This window comes from Micromonospora jinlongensis (genome assembly GCF_013410645.1).
Lineage (GTDB): Bacteria > Actinomycetota > Actinomycetes > Mycobacteriales > Micromonosporaceae > Micromonospora > Micromonospora zamorensis.
The window spans coordinates 5,147,042-5,164,370 of record NZ_JACCHK010000001.1 but is presented as its reverse complement, the minus strand read 5'-3'; the positions used below and the strand labels follow the sequence as shown (position 1 = coordinate 5,164,370).

Here is a 17,329-nt window from a genome sequence, read left to right as displayed (position 1 = left end):
TTCTGTCGACTTCGATAAACGTCCGTCGCGTCGGCTTTCGCATCGGGCGTCGGAACCAGCAAGATAGGGGGGTTGTGTCCCAGCCCCCCTCGATTTCCCCCGGTGGCTTTTCTGTGACTCAGATCCCGACGTGGAGCGGCGGACCAGTTAGTCCCGCCAACGGACGAGCGGCGCCCGGCACCACCATTGGTGGCCGGTACTCGCTGCGGTCCTCGGTGGGCAACGGCGGCATGGGCACGGTGTGGCGTGCCACAGACACCCTGCTGCGCCGTGACGTGGCGGTGAAGGAGGTCGTCCTTCCTCCGGGTCTGGCCCCCAGCGACCGCGACGCCATGTACGAACGCACCCTGCGCGAGGCCCGCGCCGCCGCCGCCATCCAGCACCCCGCCGTGGTGCAGGTGTACGACGTGGTCACCGAGGCCGGCCGACCGTGGATCGTGATGGAGCTGCTGGACGCCCGCAGCCTCGCCGACATGGTGATCGAGGACGGTCCGGTGGCACCCCGAGCCGTCGCCAAGATCGGCATCGCGCTGCTCGGCGCGTTGGAGGTCGCACACGCGATCGGTGTGCTGCACCGGGACGTGAAGCCCGCCAACGTGCTGATCTGCACCGACGGGCGCTGCGTGCTGACCGACTTCGGGGTCGCCCGGATGCCCACCGACGTCCAGCTCACCACCCCCGGCATGGTGCTCGGCTCACCGCACTTCATCTCGCCCGAGCGCGCCATGGGCCAGGAGTTCGGGCCGCCGAGCGATCTCTTCTCGCTGGGTGTGACGCTCTACACAGCAGTCGAGGGACGACCCCCGTTCGACAAGGGCGACCCGATCGAGACCATGCACGCCGTGGTCGAGGACCCGCCCGCCCCGCCGCAGCGCAGCGGCCCGCTGACCCGCGTGCTGATGGGTCTGCTGGAGAAGGACCCGGCCCGCCGGTTGGACGTGCACACCGCCCGGGCCATGCTGCGCGAGCTGCTCGCCGGCCCGTTGGGCAGCACCGCGACCGCCGTGCACTCGGTCACCGACCCGTACGCCGTGGTGCCGGTGCAGCAGCGTCCGGTGCCCGTCCTGCCGCCGCCCCAGCCGGAGCCGAAGCCGGACAGCCAGATCGGTGGGCCCGCCATGCTGGCCCCGGGTGAGTCCCTGACCGACCGGCTGGCGGCGCTGAGCCGGGGCGAACGCCCGGAGCCGACCGGCACTGCCGGCGCCACCGGGCTCGACGAGACCAGCGCCGACGCGTTGGCCGGCCCGCTGCACACACCCACCGGCGCGATGCCCCCGCCCGGCCGACAGTCCGCTGGGCGCGCCTACGGCGGCAACGCGGACGCCACCCAGCGGGTGGACGCCGGCGCGCACCCGGACGCCACCCAGCGGGTCACCTACGGCAGTCCGGCCGGTGCCACCCAGCAGGTCGGCTACGGCGGCGCACCGGAGGCCACCCAGCGCATCGGCGGCACCTACGGCGGCGGCAACCAGTGGTCGGTGCCGGGCACCGGCCAACCCTGGGCCACGTCGCCCGCCGCTTCCGCCGGTGACGGCGGCGGCGCTCTGGGCAAGGTCCGCGCCACCGGTGGCCAGCTCGTCAGCACCGTCAAGGGCTGGCCACGCAAGGTGCAGCTCGCCGCGGCCGGCGGGTTGGCCGTCGTGCTGCTGCTCACCGTGGTGGCGCTCTCCGGCGGCGACGACGCCCCGCCGAGCACTCCGCAGGCGCAGCCCACCCCGTCCACCGCGGCGGCGCCGACTGTCGAGATGCAGGAACACGCCGCCCGCGGCATCCAGCTCATGGTGCCGAAGGGCTGGAAGAAGGCGACCGGGCCCTCGTACACCGACTACATCGACCCGGAGGACAGCGGCCGCAAGGTCCGCATCATCACCGAGAAGTGGTCCAGCAGCTCCACCCGTTGGGCGGAGACGGCCGAGAACGGTCTCAAGACCAGGAGCACCTCCTGCGTCAAGCCGTACAACCAAGTCAGCACCACCGAGACCGAGCTGGCCAGCAAGCCGGCCGCCGAGTTCGAATACACCTGCGGCGAGGGGGACGCCATGCGGCACGGCGTCTGGCGTGGCGTGGCCGAGGGCGGCAAGGCGTACTCGTTCTACCTGACCTCGACGGACACCAAGTTCGCGGAGAGCAAGCCGATCTTCGACGAGATGGTGCGGACGTTCCAGCTCACCGGGGACGGCTGAGCCGGAGGGAACCGACAGCGGTGATCCGCCGCCGTGCTATCAAGGGGCATGGCGGCGGACACGACTGACATCGACGACATTCGCGAGCAAGCCCGGCGCTGGCTGGCCGACGACCCCGACCCGGCCAGCCGGGACGAGCTGACGGCGGTGCTCGACCGGCTGCCGGCGAGCGCGCCGGAGCTGGCCGACCGGTTCGCCGGCCCGCTGACCTTCGGCACCGCGGGCCTGCGCGGCCCACTGCGGGCCGGCCCGAACGGAATGAACCTCGCCGTGGTCACCCAGGCCGCTGCCGGCCTGGTCGGTTGGCTCGCGGCCCAGGGTGGCACCGGCCCCCTGGTGATCGGGTACGACGCTCGGCACGGCTCCCGGGAGTTCGCCGAGCGCACCGCCCAGGTGGCCACCGGGGCGGGTCGACCGGCGCTGCTGCTGCCCCGCCCGCTGCCCACCCCGGTGCTGGCGTACGCGGTGCGCCACCTCGGCGGAGTCGCCGGTGTGATGGTCACGGCCAGCCACAACCCACCCCAGGACAACGGCTACAAGGTCTACCTCGGCGCGGAGCTGGGCGGTGAACTGGGCTGGGGCGCGCAGATCGTGCCGCCCGCCGACGCCGGCATCGAAGCGGCCATCCGATCGGTCGGCCCGCTGGCTGAGGTGCCGCTGGGCCCACCCGGGCAGGTGCTCGGCGACGACCTGACCGCCTCGTACGTCGAACAGGCCACCGCCGTGATCGACCCGGACGGGCCACGGGACCTGACGGTGGCGTACACCCCTCTGCACGGGGTGGGCGCGGCGGTGCTCACCGCCGCCTTCGCCCGCGCCGGTTTCCCGGTGCCCGGCGTGGTCCCCGACCAGGCCGAGCCGGACCCGGCGTTTCCCACCGTGTCGTTCCCCAACCCGGAGGAGCCGGGGGCGGTGGACCGGCTGATCGCCCTGGCCGACTCCACCGGCGCGGACCTCGCCATCGCCAACGACCCGGACGCCGACCGTTGCGCGGTGGTCGTCCGTGACGGGCACGACGGCTGGCGGATGCTGCGCGGCGACGAGGTGGGGGTGCTGCTCGCCGACCACCTGATGCGGCGCGGGGTGACCGGGCTCTACGCGACCACCATCGTGTCCTCGTCACTGCTGCGCGCGATGTGCGCGGCCCGCGGCCTGGCCTACGACGAGACGCTGACCGGCTTCAAGTGGATCGTGCGGGCCGGCGGCGGGAGCACTCCCCTGGTCTTCGGCTACGAGGAGGCGCTCGGCTACTGCGTCGCACCGGCGCACGTGCGGGACAAGGACGGCATCACGGCGGCGCTGACAGTGGCCGAACTGGCCGCCGGCCTGAAGACACAGGGTCGGACACTGACCGACCTGCTCGACGAGTTGGCCGCCGAGTTCGGCGTGCACCACACCGACCAGCTCTCCGCCCGGGTGGACGACCTGCGGGTGATCACCGACGCGATGGCCAGGATCCGGGCGGACACCCCGACGACCCTGCTCGGTCAGCCGGTGGACAGCGTCCGGGACCTGCTGCCCGAGTCGGACGTGGTGATCCTGCGCACCGCGGCGGCCCGGGTGGTGATCCGGCCCTCCGGGACCGAGCCGAAGCTCAAGGCGTACCTCGAGGTGGTGGAGCCGGTCGTGGACGGTGACGTCCAGACGGCCCGCAGCAGGGCGGCGTCAGCCGTCGCCGCGCTCCGCGCCGAGGTCAGCGCTGCCCTTGGCATCTGAACCCCGCAGCGCCCACCCATGACCGTTCCGCCCTTTGCTCTGCACCCGCGGACGCGCCATTGAACGAACAGCGGTCCTCCGCGCCCGACTCCTGCCGGAGGCCCGGCAGCGTGGTGCCTGGGTGGGTGCAGAGCAAAGGGCCCGTCGAGCGGGGCCCGAGAGTCAGCGGCGGGGGCCGACGGTCAGCGGCGGGGGCCGAGGGCCTGGTCGACGGCGCGGCCCAGGGCCGCGACGACCAGGCCGACCGACGGGCGGACCACCGAGTCGTCGGTGCTCACCTCGCCGGAGAAGCCGGCGCCGGTGGCGATCGCCTCCAGCCTGCGGCGCGCGTCGGCGGCGGTCTCACCGTCCACCCCGAGCGCCGACTCCATCCGCAGCACCACGACCAGAGTGGCCAGCGCGGCGGTCCGCTCGTCCGGGGCCGCCGCGCCGGTCAGGGCCTCGGCCAGGCGCTGGCGGGTCTCCGCCTCGACGGAGGCGTCCACCACCGGGTAACGGTGCACGTGGATGAAGCCCAGCTCGGTCTCGTCGACGTCCCGGACCACACCCTGGCTGCACAGGTCACCGAGGATCCGGTCCCGCAGGCCGTGCCGCAGGCGCTGCACCCAGGAGGCCGGGGTGTGCGGGGTGTCGGCCGCGATCCGGCTCAGCACCTCGTCGGCGACCGGTTCGCCGGTCGGCGTCGGGTCGGCCACGGTCAACGACCCTTCGGCGTACGCGATCCGGCCGGCGATGGCCAGCTCGACCAGCACCGCGGCGGCCATGCCGAGGTCCAGGCTGATCCGCGGCATGGTCGCCTTGCCGGTCGTGTCGTCGTAGGCGAGAAGCAGCAACTCCTCGGCGAGCGCAACACCAGTCATGGCCGGAGACGCTAGCGGGTCCGTGCACGTCGCGCACGGACCCGCCGGACCCGGCACCGACCGGGTAACGCCATCAGAACCGGGGCATGCCGCCGAACTGGCGGTCGCCGGCGTCCCCGAGCCCGGGGACGATGAACATGCTGTCGTTGAGCCCCTGGTCGATCGAGGCCGTGACCAGGCGCAACGGCAGGCCGGAGCGTTCCAGCCGCTCGATGCCGACCGGGGCGGCGAGCACGCAGAGCACTGTGATGTCGGTGCAGCCACGGTCGGCGAGCAACCGGCAGGAATGCTCCAGCGAGCCGCCGGTCGCGAGCATCGGGTCGAGCACCAGCACCGGCAGCCCGGTCAGGTCGCGGGGCAGCGACTCCATGTACGCGCGCGGCTCGTAGGTCTCCTCGTCGCGGGCCAGGCCGACGAAGCCCATCGAGGACTCGGGCAGCAGGCCGAGTGCGGCGTCCGCCATGCCGAGGCCGGCCCGCAGCACCGGCACCAGCAGCGGCGGGTTGGCCAGCCGGGTGCCCTCGGCGCCGGTGACCGGCGTCTGCACCTGGTACCGCTCGACGGGGAAGGAGCGCGCCGCCTCGTACACCAGCATGGTGGTCAGTTCGTGCAGCGCCGCCCGAAACGTCGAGGAATCGGTGCGCGCGTCCCGCATGGCGGTCAGCCGAGACTGGGCCAGCGGGTGGTCAATGACGTGTACGTCCACGATCGCTCAACCTACCGGTCCGTTCGGCGCGGTGGTGTCGGTGCGGTCGGACCAGCGACGCCGCTCACGCCGGGCCCGCCGTGACCAAGATCACTGAGCCGTCCGGTGCGTAGACTTCTCGGCATGACGGCGACAACGACGTCGGCCCGGTCGGAGCTCTCCGAGCTGGGACGATCCGAGACCGCTCTGCGGACCTTCCTGCACGGGCTTCCCGGCGTGGACCAGGTCGGCGCGGAGCAGCGGGCGGCACAGCTCGGCACCCGATCCATCAAGACCACCGCCAAGGCCCAGGCGATCGACCTGGCGATCCGGATGGTCGACCTGACCACCCTGGAGGGAGCGGACACCCCGGGCAAGGTGCGCGCGCTCGCCGCGAAGGCGCTGCGCCCGGACCCGGCCGACCCGTCCTGCCCGCACGTCGGCGCGGTCTGCGTCTACCCGGCAATGGTTCCGTACGTCGCCGAGGTGCTGCGCGGAAGTGGTGTGCACCTGGCGAGTGTGGCGACGGCGTTCCCCTCGGGTCAGGCCCCGCTGGAGATCAAGCTCGCCGACGTCCGGGCCGCCGTCGCGGCCGGTGCCGACGAGATCGACATGGTGATCAACCGGGGCGCGTTCCTGGCCGGGCGCTACCAGGAGGTCTACGACGAGATCGTGGCCACCAAGGAGGCCTCCGGGGACGCCCACCTCAAGGTGATCCTGGAGACCGGCGAGCTGGCCACCTACGACAACGTGCGGCGGGCCTCCTGGCTGGCCATGCTGGCCGGCGGCGACTTCATCAAGACCTCCACCGGCAAGGTCCCGGTCGCGGCGACACTGCCGGTGACCCTGGTGATGCTGGAAGCTGTCCGTGACTTCCGGGCGGCGACCGGGCGGCAGGTGGGCGTGAAGCCCGCCGGTGGCATCAAGACCACCAAGGACGCGATCAAGTACCTGGTGATGGTCAACGAGACCGTCGGCCCGGACTGGCTCGACCCGGACTGGTTCCGCTTCGGCGCGTCCAGCCTGCTCAACGACCTGCTGATGCAGCGCACCAAGCTGACGACCGGCACCTACTCCGGTCCCGACTACTTCACCCTGGACTGATAGCCGATGTTCGAATACGCCCCCGCCCCCGAGTCGCGCTCGGTGGTGGACCTCAAACCCTCGTACGGGCTGTTCATCGACGGCACGTTCGTCGATCCGACCGACGGTGGCAGCTTCAAGTCGATCAACCCCGCCTCCGAGGAGGTGCTGGCCGAGATCGCCGAGGCCGGCGCTCAGGACGTGGAGCGCGCGGTGCGTGCCGCCCGCAAGGCGTACGACAAGGTCTGGGGTCCGATGCCGGGCCGGGACCGGGCGAAGTACCTGTACCGGATCGCCCGGCTCATCCAGGAGCGCTCCCGCGAGCTGGCCGTCCTGGAATCCCTGGACAACGGCAAGCCGATCCGAGAGTCCCGGGACGTCGACCTGCCGCTGGTCGCCGCGCACTTCTTCTACTACGCCGGCTGGGCCGACAAGCTTCCGCACGCCGGTTTCGGCCCCGACCCGCGGCCGATCGGTGTGGCCGCGCAGGTCATCCCGTGGAACTTCCCGCTGCTCATGCTGGCCTGGAAGATCGCCCCGGCGCTCGCCGCGGGCAACACGGTGGTGCTGAAGCCCGCCGAGACCACGCCGCTCACCGCGCTGCTCTTCGCCGAGATCTGCCAGCAGGCCGACCTGCCGGCCGGTGTGGTCAACATCGTCACCGGCGCCGGCGACACCGGCCGCGCACTGGTCGAGCACGCCGGCGTCGACAAGGTCGCCTTCACCGGCTCCACCGAGGTCGGCCGGGCCATCGCCCGCTCCGTCGCCGGCACCAGCAAGAAGCTCACCCTGGAACTGGGCGGCAAGGCCGCCAACATCGTCTTCGACGACGCGCCCATCGACCAGGCCGTCGAGGGCATCGTCAACGGCATCTTCTTCAACCAGGGGCACGTCTGTTGCGCCGGCTCCCGACTGCTGGTGCAGGAGAACGTGGCCGACCGCGTGCTGGAGTCGCTGAAGCGGCGGATGGCCCAGCTCCGGGTCGGCGACCCACTGGACAAGAACACCGACGTCGGCGCGATCAACTCGGCCGCCCAGCTGGAGCGGATCCGCGAGCTGTCCGACGCCGGCTCCGCCGAGGGCGCCGAGCGCTGGTCACCGCCGTGCGAGCTCCCCGACCGTGGCTTCTGGTTCGCGCCCACCATCTTCACCGGGGTGACCCAGGCCCACCGGATCGCCCGCGAGGAGATCTTCGGCCCGGTGCTGTCGGTGCTCACGTTCCGCACGCCGGCCGAGGCTGTCGAAAAGGCCAACAACACGCCGTACGGGCTGTCTGCCGGCATCTGGACCGACAAGGGTTCCCGGATCCTGTGGATGGCCGACCGGCTTCGCGCCGGTGTGGTCTGGGCCAACACGTTCAACAAGTTCGACCCCACCTCGCCGTTCGGTGGCTACAAGGAGTCGGGTTACGGTCGCGAGGGCGGCCGGCACGGGCTGGAGGGCTACCTCAATGTCTGAGCGGGTCGCGGTACGTAAGACGTACAAGCTCTTCATCGGCGGGAAGTTCCCGCGCAGCGAGTCGGGACGGTCGTATCTCGTGCAGTCCTCGAATGTGTCACTGGCCTCCCGCAAGGACGCCCGGGACGCGGTGGTCGCCGCCCGCGCCGCCGTGAAGGGCTGGGCCGGCGCGACCGCGTACAACCGGGGTCAGATCCTCTACCGCGCCGCAGAGATGCTGGAGGGCCGCCGCGAGCAGTTCGTCGCCCTGGGCGTGCCCGGCGACGAGGTGGACGCCGCCGTGGACCGCTGGGTCTGGTACGCCGGCTGGGCCGACAAGCTCGCCCAGGTGTACGGCGGCGCCAACCCGGTCGCCGGCCCGTACTTCAACATCTCCGCGCCCGAACCGACCGGCGTGATCGCCGTCGTCGCCCCCGAGCGCCCGGCGCTGCTCGGCCTGGTCAGCGTGATCGCCCCGGCGATCGTCAGCGGCAACACGGTGGTCGTGGCGGCATCGCCCTCCGAGCCGCTGGCGGCGGTGACGCTGGCCGAGGTGCTGGCCACCTCCGACCTGCCCGGCGGGGTGGTCAACATCCTCACCGGCGCGATCACCGAGACCGCGCCGGCGTTGGCGGCGCACATGGACGTCAACGCGATCGACCTGACCGGGGTGACCGACACCGCGCTCGCCACCGACCTCGAGGTCAGGGCTGCGGAGAACCTCAAGCGGGTGCTCCGACCGGCCCCGGCCGACCACGACTGGTCCGTCGACCCGGGTCTGGCTCGAATGACCGCGCTGCTGGAGACGAAGACTGTGTGGCATCCCAAGGGGGTGTGAGTTCTTCCTCGGCCTTGTGGTTTTCCGGGGGAGCCCGCCCACTCCGGGCGGTCAGGCTTGATCCCTGCGTGGGCGGGCTCCCCCGGAAAACCTGACGTGGGCCCGGTTCGTCCGTGGGTCAGCTCACGGGTTCTGCCTCGGGTCGGTCCGCCGGTCCTGGTCGGCGATCATGGGGTTGGCGGGGGGTTTGATCTCGCTTGGCCCGGTCAACGTCATGATCACCGCTGGGTGGGGCGGGGTTGGGGCTGGGTGGGGGCTGGGGTGGGGTGGGGTGGGCTCGGGGGCGTGGGGGGTCTACTACCGGGGGTAGGATTGCTTCGTGACTCGGTTGGGCGATCTTGAGCGTGCGGTGATGGACGTGTTGTGGGACGTGGTCCCCGGCACGTCGGACGGTGTGACCGTGCGCGAGGTGGCCGACGCGCTCGACGGCCGCGAGTTGGCGTACACCACTGTGATGACCGTGCTGGACCGGCTCGCCGGCAAGGGCATGGTGCAGCGGGAGCGCGAGGGTCGGGCCTGGCGGTACCGGCCGGCGGCAAGCCGTGAGGCGCACATCGCCCAGCTCATGCTCGACGCCCTCGACCTGGGCGGCAGCCGCGACGCCGCACTCGTGCGGTTCGCCCGCTCGGTGACCGGCACCGAGGCCGAGGTGCTGCGGGCGGCCCTGGGGAGCGAGGCCGGCCTGACCGGTCCGGGTTCCACCGGCGGCGACCCGGGCGACACCGAGCTGACCGACCGCCTGGACGGGCCGACGGGCCGGCGAACCGCCGGCGAGGCAGCGGAGCGGTAGGACGCACGCCATGGCGTACGCCGTGCACTTCGCCGCCACCATGCTGGCCTGCTACCTGACAGCTCAGGTGCTGGCCCGCTCCACCTGGACGTGGCGCAGCCCCCGGGTGGCGATCATCTGCTGGCAGGCCGTCGGGTTGGCGCTGGGTCTCTCGGCGATGGGTCTGCCCATGGCGCTGGGGCTGAGCGCGTACGACCTGCCGACCGGCAGCGCGCTGCTCGCCCTGGCCAACGACCTCGCCCACGGCACACTGCCGATCGGGGTGAACACCTTCCACCTCGCCGGCGTCGGGGTGGGCTTCGGCATCGGCGCGGTGCTGGTCGCCACGACCGTCCGCAGCATCCACGGCACCGTACGCGCCCAGCGCCGGCACCGGGATCTGCTCTCCCTGGTCGCCCGGGACGACCCGGCCGCGCCCGGCGCGCTGGTGCTGGATCATCCGAGCGCCGCCGCGTACTGCCTGCCCGGGGTGAAGCCGCAGGTCGTGGTCAGCGCCGGCACACTGAGCCTGCTGGACCGCGCCGAGCTGGCCGCGGTGCTCAGCCACGAGCGCGCGCACGCCCACGAGCGGCACGATCTGGTGCTGCTGCCGTTCACCGCGCTGTGCCGGGCGTTGCCGTGGTTCGGCTGGGTCCGCGACGCCCACGAACGGGTCGCCCTGCTGGTCGAGATGCGCGCCGACGACAAGGCGTGTGAGCTGCACGCCGAAGCGCCGCTGGCCGGAGCGCTGCGCCGCTTCGCCGCCGCCGGTCACCGGATCACCCCGGCCGGCGCGCTGGGCATGGGCGACCGGGATCTCGACGTACGGGTCCAGCGCCTCCTGGTCACCGACCGGCCGCCCCGGGTGCTCGGCGCCACCGCCCTCGCGGTGGCCAGCACGCTGGTCGCCCTCCCGATCACCCTCTTCCTGTCCTGACCTGACCCCAGCACCCCACGCCCCACGCGCCACGCGCCGGGCCGCCCCGCCGCCGCGCCCCATGCGCGCCGAGCCCCGCGCCCGCCTTCCGATCCCAAGATCGTGCTCGATCCAGGATCCAGTGGCATCCCACGGCCGACGAGGCCACTACATCCAGGATCGAGCGCGATCTTCCAAAAGCCACGACTACTACGCGATGTCGTAGACTCTTCTACGACATCACGTAGTAGACAGACATGTAGCGAAGCTACGTGTAGGGTGGCTACGACAAGGGAGCCAACACTACGGAGAGCCGGCCATGGACACCCTGCTCCTCGCCCGCCTGCAGTTCGCCACCACCACCTCGATCCACTTCCTCTTCGTGGTCGTCACGCTCGGGCTGGTCACCCTGCTGGTCGGGATGCAGACCGCCTGGGTGCTCACCGGCAACCCGAAGTGGGAGCGACTGACCCGCTACTGGGGCCAGCTCTACGTGATCAACTACGTGCTCGGCATCGCCACCGGCATCGTGATGGAGTTCCAGTTCGGTCTGAACTGGAGTGGCCTGTCGCGCTACGTCGGCAACGTCTTCGGCGCGCCGCTGGCCATCGAGACGCTGGTGGCGTTCTTCCTCGAATCCACGTTCCTCGGGATGTGGATCTTCGGCTGGCACCGGCTCGGTAAGGGTGTCCACCTCGCGCTGCTCTGGGGGGTGGCGATCACCGCGTACGCCTCGGCGTTCTGGATCATGGTGGCCAACTCCTGGCTGCAACACCCGGTCGGCTACGAGGTGCGCGACGGCATCGCCCACCTCACCGACTTCGGCGCGCTGCTCACCAACCCCAGCCTCGGCATGGCGTTCGGGCACGTGGTCTCGGCCGCGATGCTGGTCGGCGGGATGCTGATGGCGGCGGTCAGCGCCTGGCACCTGATCCGGCGTACTCCCGACTTCGTGCTCTTCCGCACCTCGCTGCGGATCGGCCTGGTCACCTCGGCGCTGGCGATCACCATGGTGCAGGGCTTCGGCTTCGCCCAGTTCGGCCCGGTCGGCGCGGTGCAGCCCACGAAGTTCGGCCAGGGCCCGGAGGGCCAGGCGTTGATCGCCGAGTGGACCACCCGGTTCGGCCCCGGCGACTACACGCCGCCGGTGCTGGCCAGCGTCGGGCTGGGCTTCATGATCCTGATCGGCTTCACCCTCGGCTGCGTCTGGTTGCTGCTTCCCCTGCTCTTCCGGGACTGGATCATCCGGCTGCGCTTCCCGCTCTGGCTGGTCCTGCTCGCCCTGCCACTGCCGTTCGTCGCGGTGATCCTCGGCTGGATCGCCCGTGAGGTCGGCCGCCAGCCCTGGGTGGCGTACGGGCTGCTCCCCACCGACCAGGCGGTCTCCCCCGTCGGCGCTCCGGTGATGCTCGCCTCGCTGATCGGGTTCAGCCTGCTGCTCGGCACCCTCGCCGTCACCAACTGGGTGCTGCTCGCCCGGCACGCGGCGCGGGGCGCGGCCGACCCGGCACTCGGCCGCCCACCTGCGCCGCCGAACGAGTCGACCCACCCCGAACCCGCCCTCATCTGAGGAGTAGACCGTGGACCTCGCCTGGTACGCCCTGCTCGGCCTCTTCTTCGCTGGCTACCTGGTGCTCGCCGGCTACGACTACGGCGTCGGGCTGTTGCTCGCCCGCGGTGGCGGCCCCGCTCTGCGGAGGGAGGCGCTCACCGCGCTCGGCCCGTTCTTCCTCGGCAACGAGGTCTGGCTGGTGGCCGCCGTGGGCATCCTCTTCGGCGCGTTCCCGGTGCTGGAGGGCGAGTTGCTCGCCGGCTGCTATCCGGCAGTGGCCGGTGCCCTGGTCGGCGTCATCCTGGTCACCGTCGGGGTGCAACTGCGCAGCCGGCCCACCGACGAACGGGTCCGCGCGCGTTGGGACCGCGTCGTGATGATCGGCAGCGCACTCGCCGCGGTGGGCTGGGGGGTGGTGCTCGCCGCGCTGCTCCAGGGCGTGCCCCGCCAGGCTGACGGGCACGTCGCCGGGGTGTCGCACCTGGCCACCCCGTTCGCAGCCGCCGTCGGGCTGGCCATGGTCGCACTGGTCGCGGTGCACGGAGCGACATTCCTCGCGCTGCGCCTGTCGACCGACGCCGCCGCCGTGGTCGGCCGCACGGCCCGCCGGCTGGTGCCGGTGGCGCTCACCGCGGTCGCCCTGGCCACCGTCGTGGGCCTGCTCTCCGCCCGGGTACGCGACGCCGTCCAGCGGCCGGCGGTGGCCGTACTCCTGCCGGTGCTGCTCGCGGCGGCACTGCTGGCGGCCCGCGCGGCGCTGGCGCGGCGGCGGCCGGGGTGGGCTCTGGCCGCCACCGGCGCGGCCCTGGCGCTGCCGGTGGTGCTGGTCGGGGCGGCTCTCTGGCCCTACGTTCTGGTGTCCACGACCGACCCGGGCGCTTCGCTGACAGTGACCGACGCCGCTGCGAGCGCACCGACGCTGCGGCTCCTCGGCTGGGTGGCGCTGCCGCTACTTCCGGCCCTACTAGGCTTCCAGGCGATGTGTTGGTGGGTTTTCCGAGGACGGACCGACGGCAGGGCACCGGTGTACTGGTGAGACGCCGTCCGTTCGACCCGCGTCTGCTGCGCCGGGTCCCTGCGGCCCGGCGCGATCTTGCCGTGCTCGCGCTCCTGGGTGTGCTCGCCGCCGGGTTGATCGTCGCGCAGGCCACCGCCCTCGCGGCGGTGCTGGCCACCGCGATCGACGGTCGACTGGATCGGCCGGCGCTGGGCGCCTTCATGGTCGCGGTCGCCGCCCGCTCCGCGCTGGTCTGGGCGCAGGGCACGGTCTCCGCGCGGGTCGCCGCCACGGTCAAGGCGACGCTGCGGGCCGACCTGCTCGGCGCGGTCGGCCGACATGGCCCCGGCTGGGTGGCCGGGCAGAGGGCCGGGCAGATCGCCACCCTGGCCGGGCGCGGGCTGGACGCGCTGGACGCCTACTTCACCGGATACCTGCCTCAGCTGGTGCTCAGCGTCACGGTGCCGCTGGCGGTGCTCGGCCGGGTCGTCTTCGCCGACTGGAGCTCGGCGGTGATCATCGCGGTGACCCTGCCGCTGATCCCGGTCTTCGGCGCGCTGCTCGGCTGGCAGGCCCAGGCCGCCACCGAACGGCAGTGGCGGCGACTCTCGCTGCTCGGCGGACACTTCCTGGACATGGTCGCCGGGTTGCCCACGCTGCGCGCGTTCGGGCGGGCACGGGCACAGACCGAGGTGGTGCGCCGGATGGCCGACGGGCACCGCGTCGCCACCATGAAGACCCTGCGGATCGCGTTCCTCTCCGCGCTGGTGCTGGAGCTGGTCGCCACCCTCTCGGTGGCACTGGTCGCGGTGCCGGTCGGCATCCGGTTGCTCGGCGGCGGGCTGGCCCTGCAGACCGCGCTGCTGGTGCTGCTGCTCACCCCGGAGGCGTACCTGCCGCTGCGGGCCGCCGGCAGCCGCTTCCACGCCAGCATGGAAGGGCTCGCCGCGCTGGACGAGGCGCTGACCATCTCGGTCGCGCCCACCGCGCCCCGGGCAGCCGAGGGCGCCACCGTCCCCGACGCGCGACGTGACATCCGGTTCGAGGGGGTGACCGTGGCGTACGAGCGGACCACCGCCCTGCGTGACGTGACCCTGACCATTCGAGCCGGCGAACGGATCGCCATCATCGGGCCCAGCGGCGCGGGCAAGAGCACGCTGCTCGGCCTGCTGCTCGGCTTCGTGACCCCGACCAGCGGCCGGATCACAGTGGACGGGGCCGACCTCGCCACCGCCGACCCGGACGCCTGGCGTCGGCAACTCGCCTGGGTGCCGCAGCGGGCTCATCTCTTTGCCGCCTCGCTGGCCGACAACATCCGGCTCGGCGCACCGGACACCACGCCCGACGCGCTCGCCGCCGCGGTGCACGACGCCGCTCTGGACGACGTGGTGGCCGGCCTGCCGGACGGCCTGGACACCCTGCTCGGCGAACGCGGCCACGGGCTGTCCAGCGGGCAGCGGCAGCGGGTCGCGCTGGCCCGGGCATTCCTGCGAGCCGCGCCGGTGGTGCTGCTCGACGAACCCACCGCCCGCCTGGACACGGCGGCCGAGGCGGTGGTGCTCGACGCCACCCGCCGCCTGGTCGCCGGGCGCACCGCGCTCCTGGTCGCGCACCGACCGGCGCTGCTCGCCGACGCCGACCGGATCCTGCGTGTCGAGGACGGTCGGGTCACCGAGTTGACGCCCGAACCGACTCAGAAGGCGGCCCGATGAGCGCGGAACACGGGCCGGAGGCGGTCGCCGGCGTGCCATCGGCCGGGCGGACCGCCGCCGAGCGCGCCGTGCTGCGACTGGCCCGCCCGTACCTGGGTCGGCTGGTCGGTGCCGGGCTGCTCGCGGCCGCCACCGAGTTCGCCGGGCTCGCCCTGATGGCCACCGCCACCTGGCTGTTGATGAGTGCCGCCGGCCAGCCTCCGCTGGACCGGCTCACCGTGGCGATCGTCGCGGTCCGGGCGCTGGCGATCAGCCGTGGCGTCTTCCGCTACACCGAACGGCTCGCCGGGCACGACGCGGTGCTCCGCATGATCACCGATGTCCGGGCCCGGGTCTTCGCCACCCTCGCCGCCCGGCGTGGCACCGCGCACCGGTCGGGGGACGTGCTGAGCCGGCTGGTCTCCGACGTCGAGGCCGTCCAGGACCTGCTGCTGCGGGTGCTGGTCCCTGGCTCGGCGGCGGCCCTGGTCGGTGTGCTGGCGGTCGGCGTGGCGGCGCTGATCTCACCACCTGCCGCCGGTGCGCTCGCCGTCGGGCTGCTGGTCGCCGGAGTGGCGCTGCCCGCACTGGCCACCGCGGTCACCCGCCGCAGCGCGGCCCAGGTGGCCCCCCTGCGCGGCGCACTGGCCACCGACGCGATCGACCTCACCCACGGCGCAGCCGACCTGGCCGCGTTCGGGGCCACCGACGTCACGCTGCGCGCCGCCGCGCAGCGGGCCCGCCGGCTCGCCCGCCTGGAACGTCGGCTGGCCGCCACCGGGTTCGCGGTGGACGCGGCCGGGGTGCTGACCGCCGGGCTGACCGCCGCGGCGGTGGTGCTGGCAGCGCTGGCCGCCGACGTGTCGGGGGTGCTGGTGGGTGTCCTGGCCGTCGGCGCGCTGGCCGCCGTCGAGGTGACGCTGGCACTGGTCACGGCCGCCCGACAGTGGACGCAGTTGCGGCCCGGTCTGGCCCGGGTGGCCGACCTGCTGGACGCCGGCACGCCGGCTTCCCCGCCCACGGCCGGCATGACGGACCTGGTCGGCCCACACGAGCTGCGCTTCGTCGACGTGACAGTGCGGTACCGGGCCGGTGCGGCACCCGCCCTCGACGGCGTCAGCCTGGACCTGCCACCAGGGCGGAGGATCGCGGTGGTGGGCCCGAGCGGCGCCGGCAAGAGCACCCTGGCCGCCGTCCTGACCGGCACCGTCCAGCCGGTGTCCGGGCGGGTCACCCTCGACGGTCACGACCTCTCGGCGTACGCCGAGGAGGCACTGCCCCGGGCGGTCGGCGGCCTGCTGGCCGAGGCGTACGTCTTCCACGCCACGGTGCGGGAGAACCTGCTGCTCGGGCGGGCCGGGGCCGACGAGGAGGCACTGACGGCCGCCACCGCCGCCGCGGGCCTGCTGGAGTGGGTACGCGCCCAGCCGGCGGGTTGGGACACGCTGGTCGGCGAGGAGGGCGGGCAGCTCTCCGGTGGTCAGCGGCAGCGGCTGGCGCTCGCCCGGGCCCTGCTCGCCGCGCCGCCGGTGCTGGTGCTCGACGAGCCCACCGAAGGTCTTGATCCGGCCGCCGCCGACGCGGTGCTCGCGTCCACTCTCGCCGCCACCCCCGCCGGGCACTCGGTGCTGCTGATCAGCCACCGGCTCAGCGGGCTGGCCGAGCTGGACGAGATCGTCGTCCTCGACGGCGGTCGGGTGATCCAGCGCGGCCGGCACGCCGACCTGGTCGCCGGCCCGGGCTGGTACCGGGACCAGTGGTTGCTCCAGGCTGCGGCCGAACGGGGTTACCTGGCCCTCGCCCCCTGACCGGGGCTCGGGGACGGACCAGGGTTCTCCCCGACGTCAGGGCTCCCTGGTCCGTGGCAGGGTGGTGCCATGCCGCACCGTGAGGACGTGTTGGTCGACGAGCACCTGCGGGAGTTGGCCGCCCGGTTGCAGGGGCCGACGCGACTCAAGGCCGACCTGCTGACCGAGGCCCGGCACGGGCTGCTGGACGCCGTGGAGGCGTACCGGGAGAGCGGCTTGCCGTCCACGGAGGCGCAGCGCCGGGCCGTGGTCGAGTTCGGCTCGCCGGCGCTGGTTCTTCCTTCCTGGCAGGCCGAGCTGGCGGTGGGCGCCCTGCGCGGGCTCTCCCTGCGGATGCTGGCGATCGCCGGGGTCGGGGTGGTCGCCGGGGATCTGACCTGGCGGGGGTCGAGCTGGAGCAGCGGCCCCCGTCCACCGGCCGGCTACCAGCTGCTCGCCAGCTCGGTCGACTGGATCTGGATGGGTTCGCTGCTGCTCGCGGTGGCCGGTCTGCTGGTGGTCGCGGTGAGCGCCCGTTCGACACGTCCGGGTCTGGCCCTGGCGCAACGCGCGGTGGGCGCCGGCCTGACCGCCATGCTGGCTCTCGCCATGATCGCCGGCTGTGCCCTGTTCGCCTGGTCGATGACTCTCTGGGACGACGCGCTGCGGTGGCCGCCGATGATCATCGGTGCGGTGCTGGTGGGCGGCGCGTACTTCTCGCTGGCCCGTGCGGTGCGCGGCTGGCTGCAGGCCACCGCCCGCCGAGCAGAGTCGCTCGCCGGCGTGGCCAACTGAGCCATGTCGCCGGTGTCCCG

General features: G+C 73.0%; 14 protein-coding genes. 12 read left to right on the top strand and 2 right to left on the bottom strand.

Features of this window, described 5'->3' with window-relative positions; genetic code table 11:
- The first annotated feature begins 113 nt into the window (after positions 1-113).
- Both HNR22_RS23215 and HNR22_RS23210 read left to right on the top strand, forming a co-directional pair.
- On the top strand, positions 114-2,183 hold the full coding sequence (locus HNR22_RS23215; protein WP_179782111.1) for a protein kinase domain-containing protein: 2,070 nt from the start codon (positions 114-116) through the stop codon (positions 2,181-2,183).
- Between the two features lie 48 nt (positions 2,184-2,231).
- On the top strand, positions 2,232-3,899 hold the full coding sequence (locus HNR22_RS23210) for a phospho-sugar mutase (RefSeq protein ID WP_179782110.1): 1,668 nt from the start codon (positions 2,232-2,234) through the stop codon (positions 3,897-3,899).
- A gap of 182 nt (positions 3,900-4,081) precedes the next feature.
- Here the strand turns inward: HNR22_RS23210 and HNR22_RS23205 are convergent, their stop codons facing one another.
- Positions 4,082-4,759, bottom strand: a complete 678-nt coding sequence (locus HNR22_RS23205) for a GOLPH3/VPS74 family protein (RefSeq protein WP_088946163.1) — start codon at positions 4,757-4,759, stop codon at positions 4,082-4,084.
- Between the two features lie 73 nt (positions 4,760-4,832).
- Positions 4,833-5,465: a uracil phosphoribosyltransferase gene (gene upp, locus HNR22_RS23200; RefSeq protein ID WP_179782109.1), complete on the bottom strand. Its 633-nt coding sequence runs from the start codon at positions 5,463-5,465 to the stop codon at positions 4,833-4,835.
- 123 nt (positions 5,466-5,588) lie between these two features.
- Between upp and deoC the strand changes: the two genes are divergently transcribed.
- From deoC to HNR22_RS23150, 10 genes are all read left to right on the top strand, one after another.
- Positions 5,589-6,548 (top strand): deoxyribose-phosphate aldolase, encoded by a 960-nt coding sequence (gene deoC / locus HNR22_RS23195; protein WP_179782108.1) that lies wholly within the window; start codon positions 5,589-5,591, stop codon positions 6,546-6,548.
- Positions 6,549-6,554: 6 nt separating this feature from the next.
- Entirely contained in the window at positions 6,555-7,985 is a 1,431-nt protein-coding gene (locus HNR22_RS23190; protein WP_179782107.1) for an aldehyde dehydrogenase family protein, read from the top strand.
- Positions 7,978-8,802: an aldehyde dehydrogenase family protein gene (locus HNR22_RS23185; protein ID WP_088946159.1), complete on the top strand. Its 825-nt coding sequence runs from the start codon at positions 7,978-7,980 to the stop codon at positions 8,800-8,802. Before HNR22_RS23190 ends, HNR22_RS23185 begins: the two co-directional genes overlap by 8 nt.
- A gap of 319 nt (positions 8,803-9,121) precedes the next feature.
- Positions 9,122-9,592 (top strand): BlaI/MecI/CopY family transcriptional regulator, encoded by a 471-nt coding sequence (locus HNR22_RS23180; protein ID WP_179782106.1) that lies wholly within the window; start codon positions 9,122-9,124, stop codon positions 9,590-9,592.
- Between the two features lie 10 nt (positions 9,593-9,602).
- Positions 9,603-10,508 carry a M56 family metallopeptidase gene (locus HNR22_RS23175; RefSeq protein WP_179782105.1) on the top strand — a complete coding sequence of 302 codons (906 nt, stop codon included), beginning with the start codon at positions 9,603-9,605 and terminating at the stop codon, positions 10,506-10,508.
- A gap of 298 nt (positions 10,509-10,806) precedes the next feature.
- Positions 10,807-12,057: a cytochrome ubiquinol oxidase subunit I gene (locus tag HNR22_RS23170; RefSeq protein ID WP_179782104.1), complete on the top strand. Its 1,251-nt coding sequence runs from the start codon at positions 10,807-10,809 to the stop codon at positions 12,055-12,057.
- Positions 12,058-12,067: 10 nt separating this feature from the next.
- Complete coding sequence (locus HNR22_RS23165; RefSeq protein WP_179782103.1) at positions 12,068-13,075, top strand: cytochrome d ubiquinol oxidase subunit II; 1,008 nt, start codon at positions 12,068-12,070, stop codon at positions 13,073-13,075.
- Complete coding sequence (gene cydD, locus HNR22_RS23160; RefSeq protein ID WP_179782102.1) at positions 13,072-14,748, top strand: thiol reductant ABC exporter subunit CydD; 1,677 nt, start codon at positions 13,072-13,074, stop codon at positions 14,746-14,748. The genes HNR22_RS23165 and cydD overlap by 4 nt, the downstream gene beginning before the upstream one ends.
- Positions 14,745-16,535, top strand: coding sequence for a thiol reductant ABC exporter subunit CydC (gene cydC / locus HNR22_RS23155; RefSeq protein ID WP_179782101.1), 1,791 nt, complete (start codon positions 14,745-14,747; stop codon positions 16,533-16,535). The genes cydD and cydC overlap by 4 nt, the downstream gene beginning before the upstream one ends.
- Before the next feature lie 69 nt (positions 16,536-16,604).
- A complete protein-coding gene (locus HNR22_RS23150) occupies positions 16,605-17,309 on the top strand; it encodes a permease prefix domain 1-containing protein (protein WP_179782100.1) in 705 nt (234 codons plus the stop codon).
- The last annotated feature ends 20 nt before the right edge of the window (positions 17,310-17,329 follow it).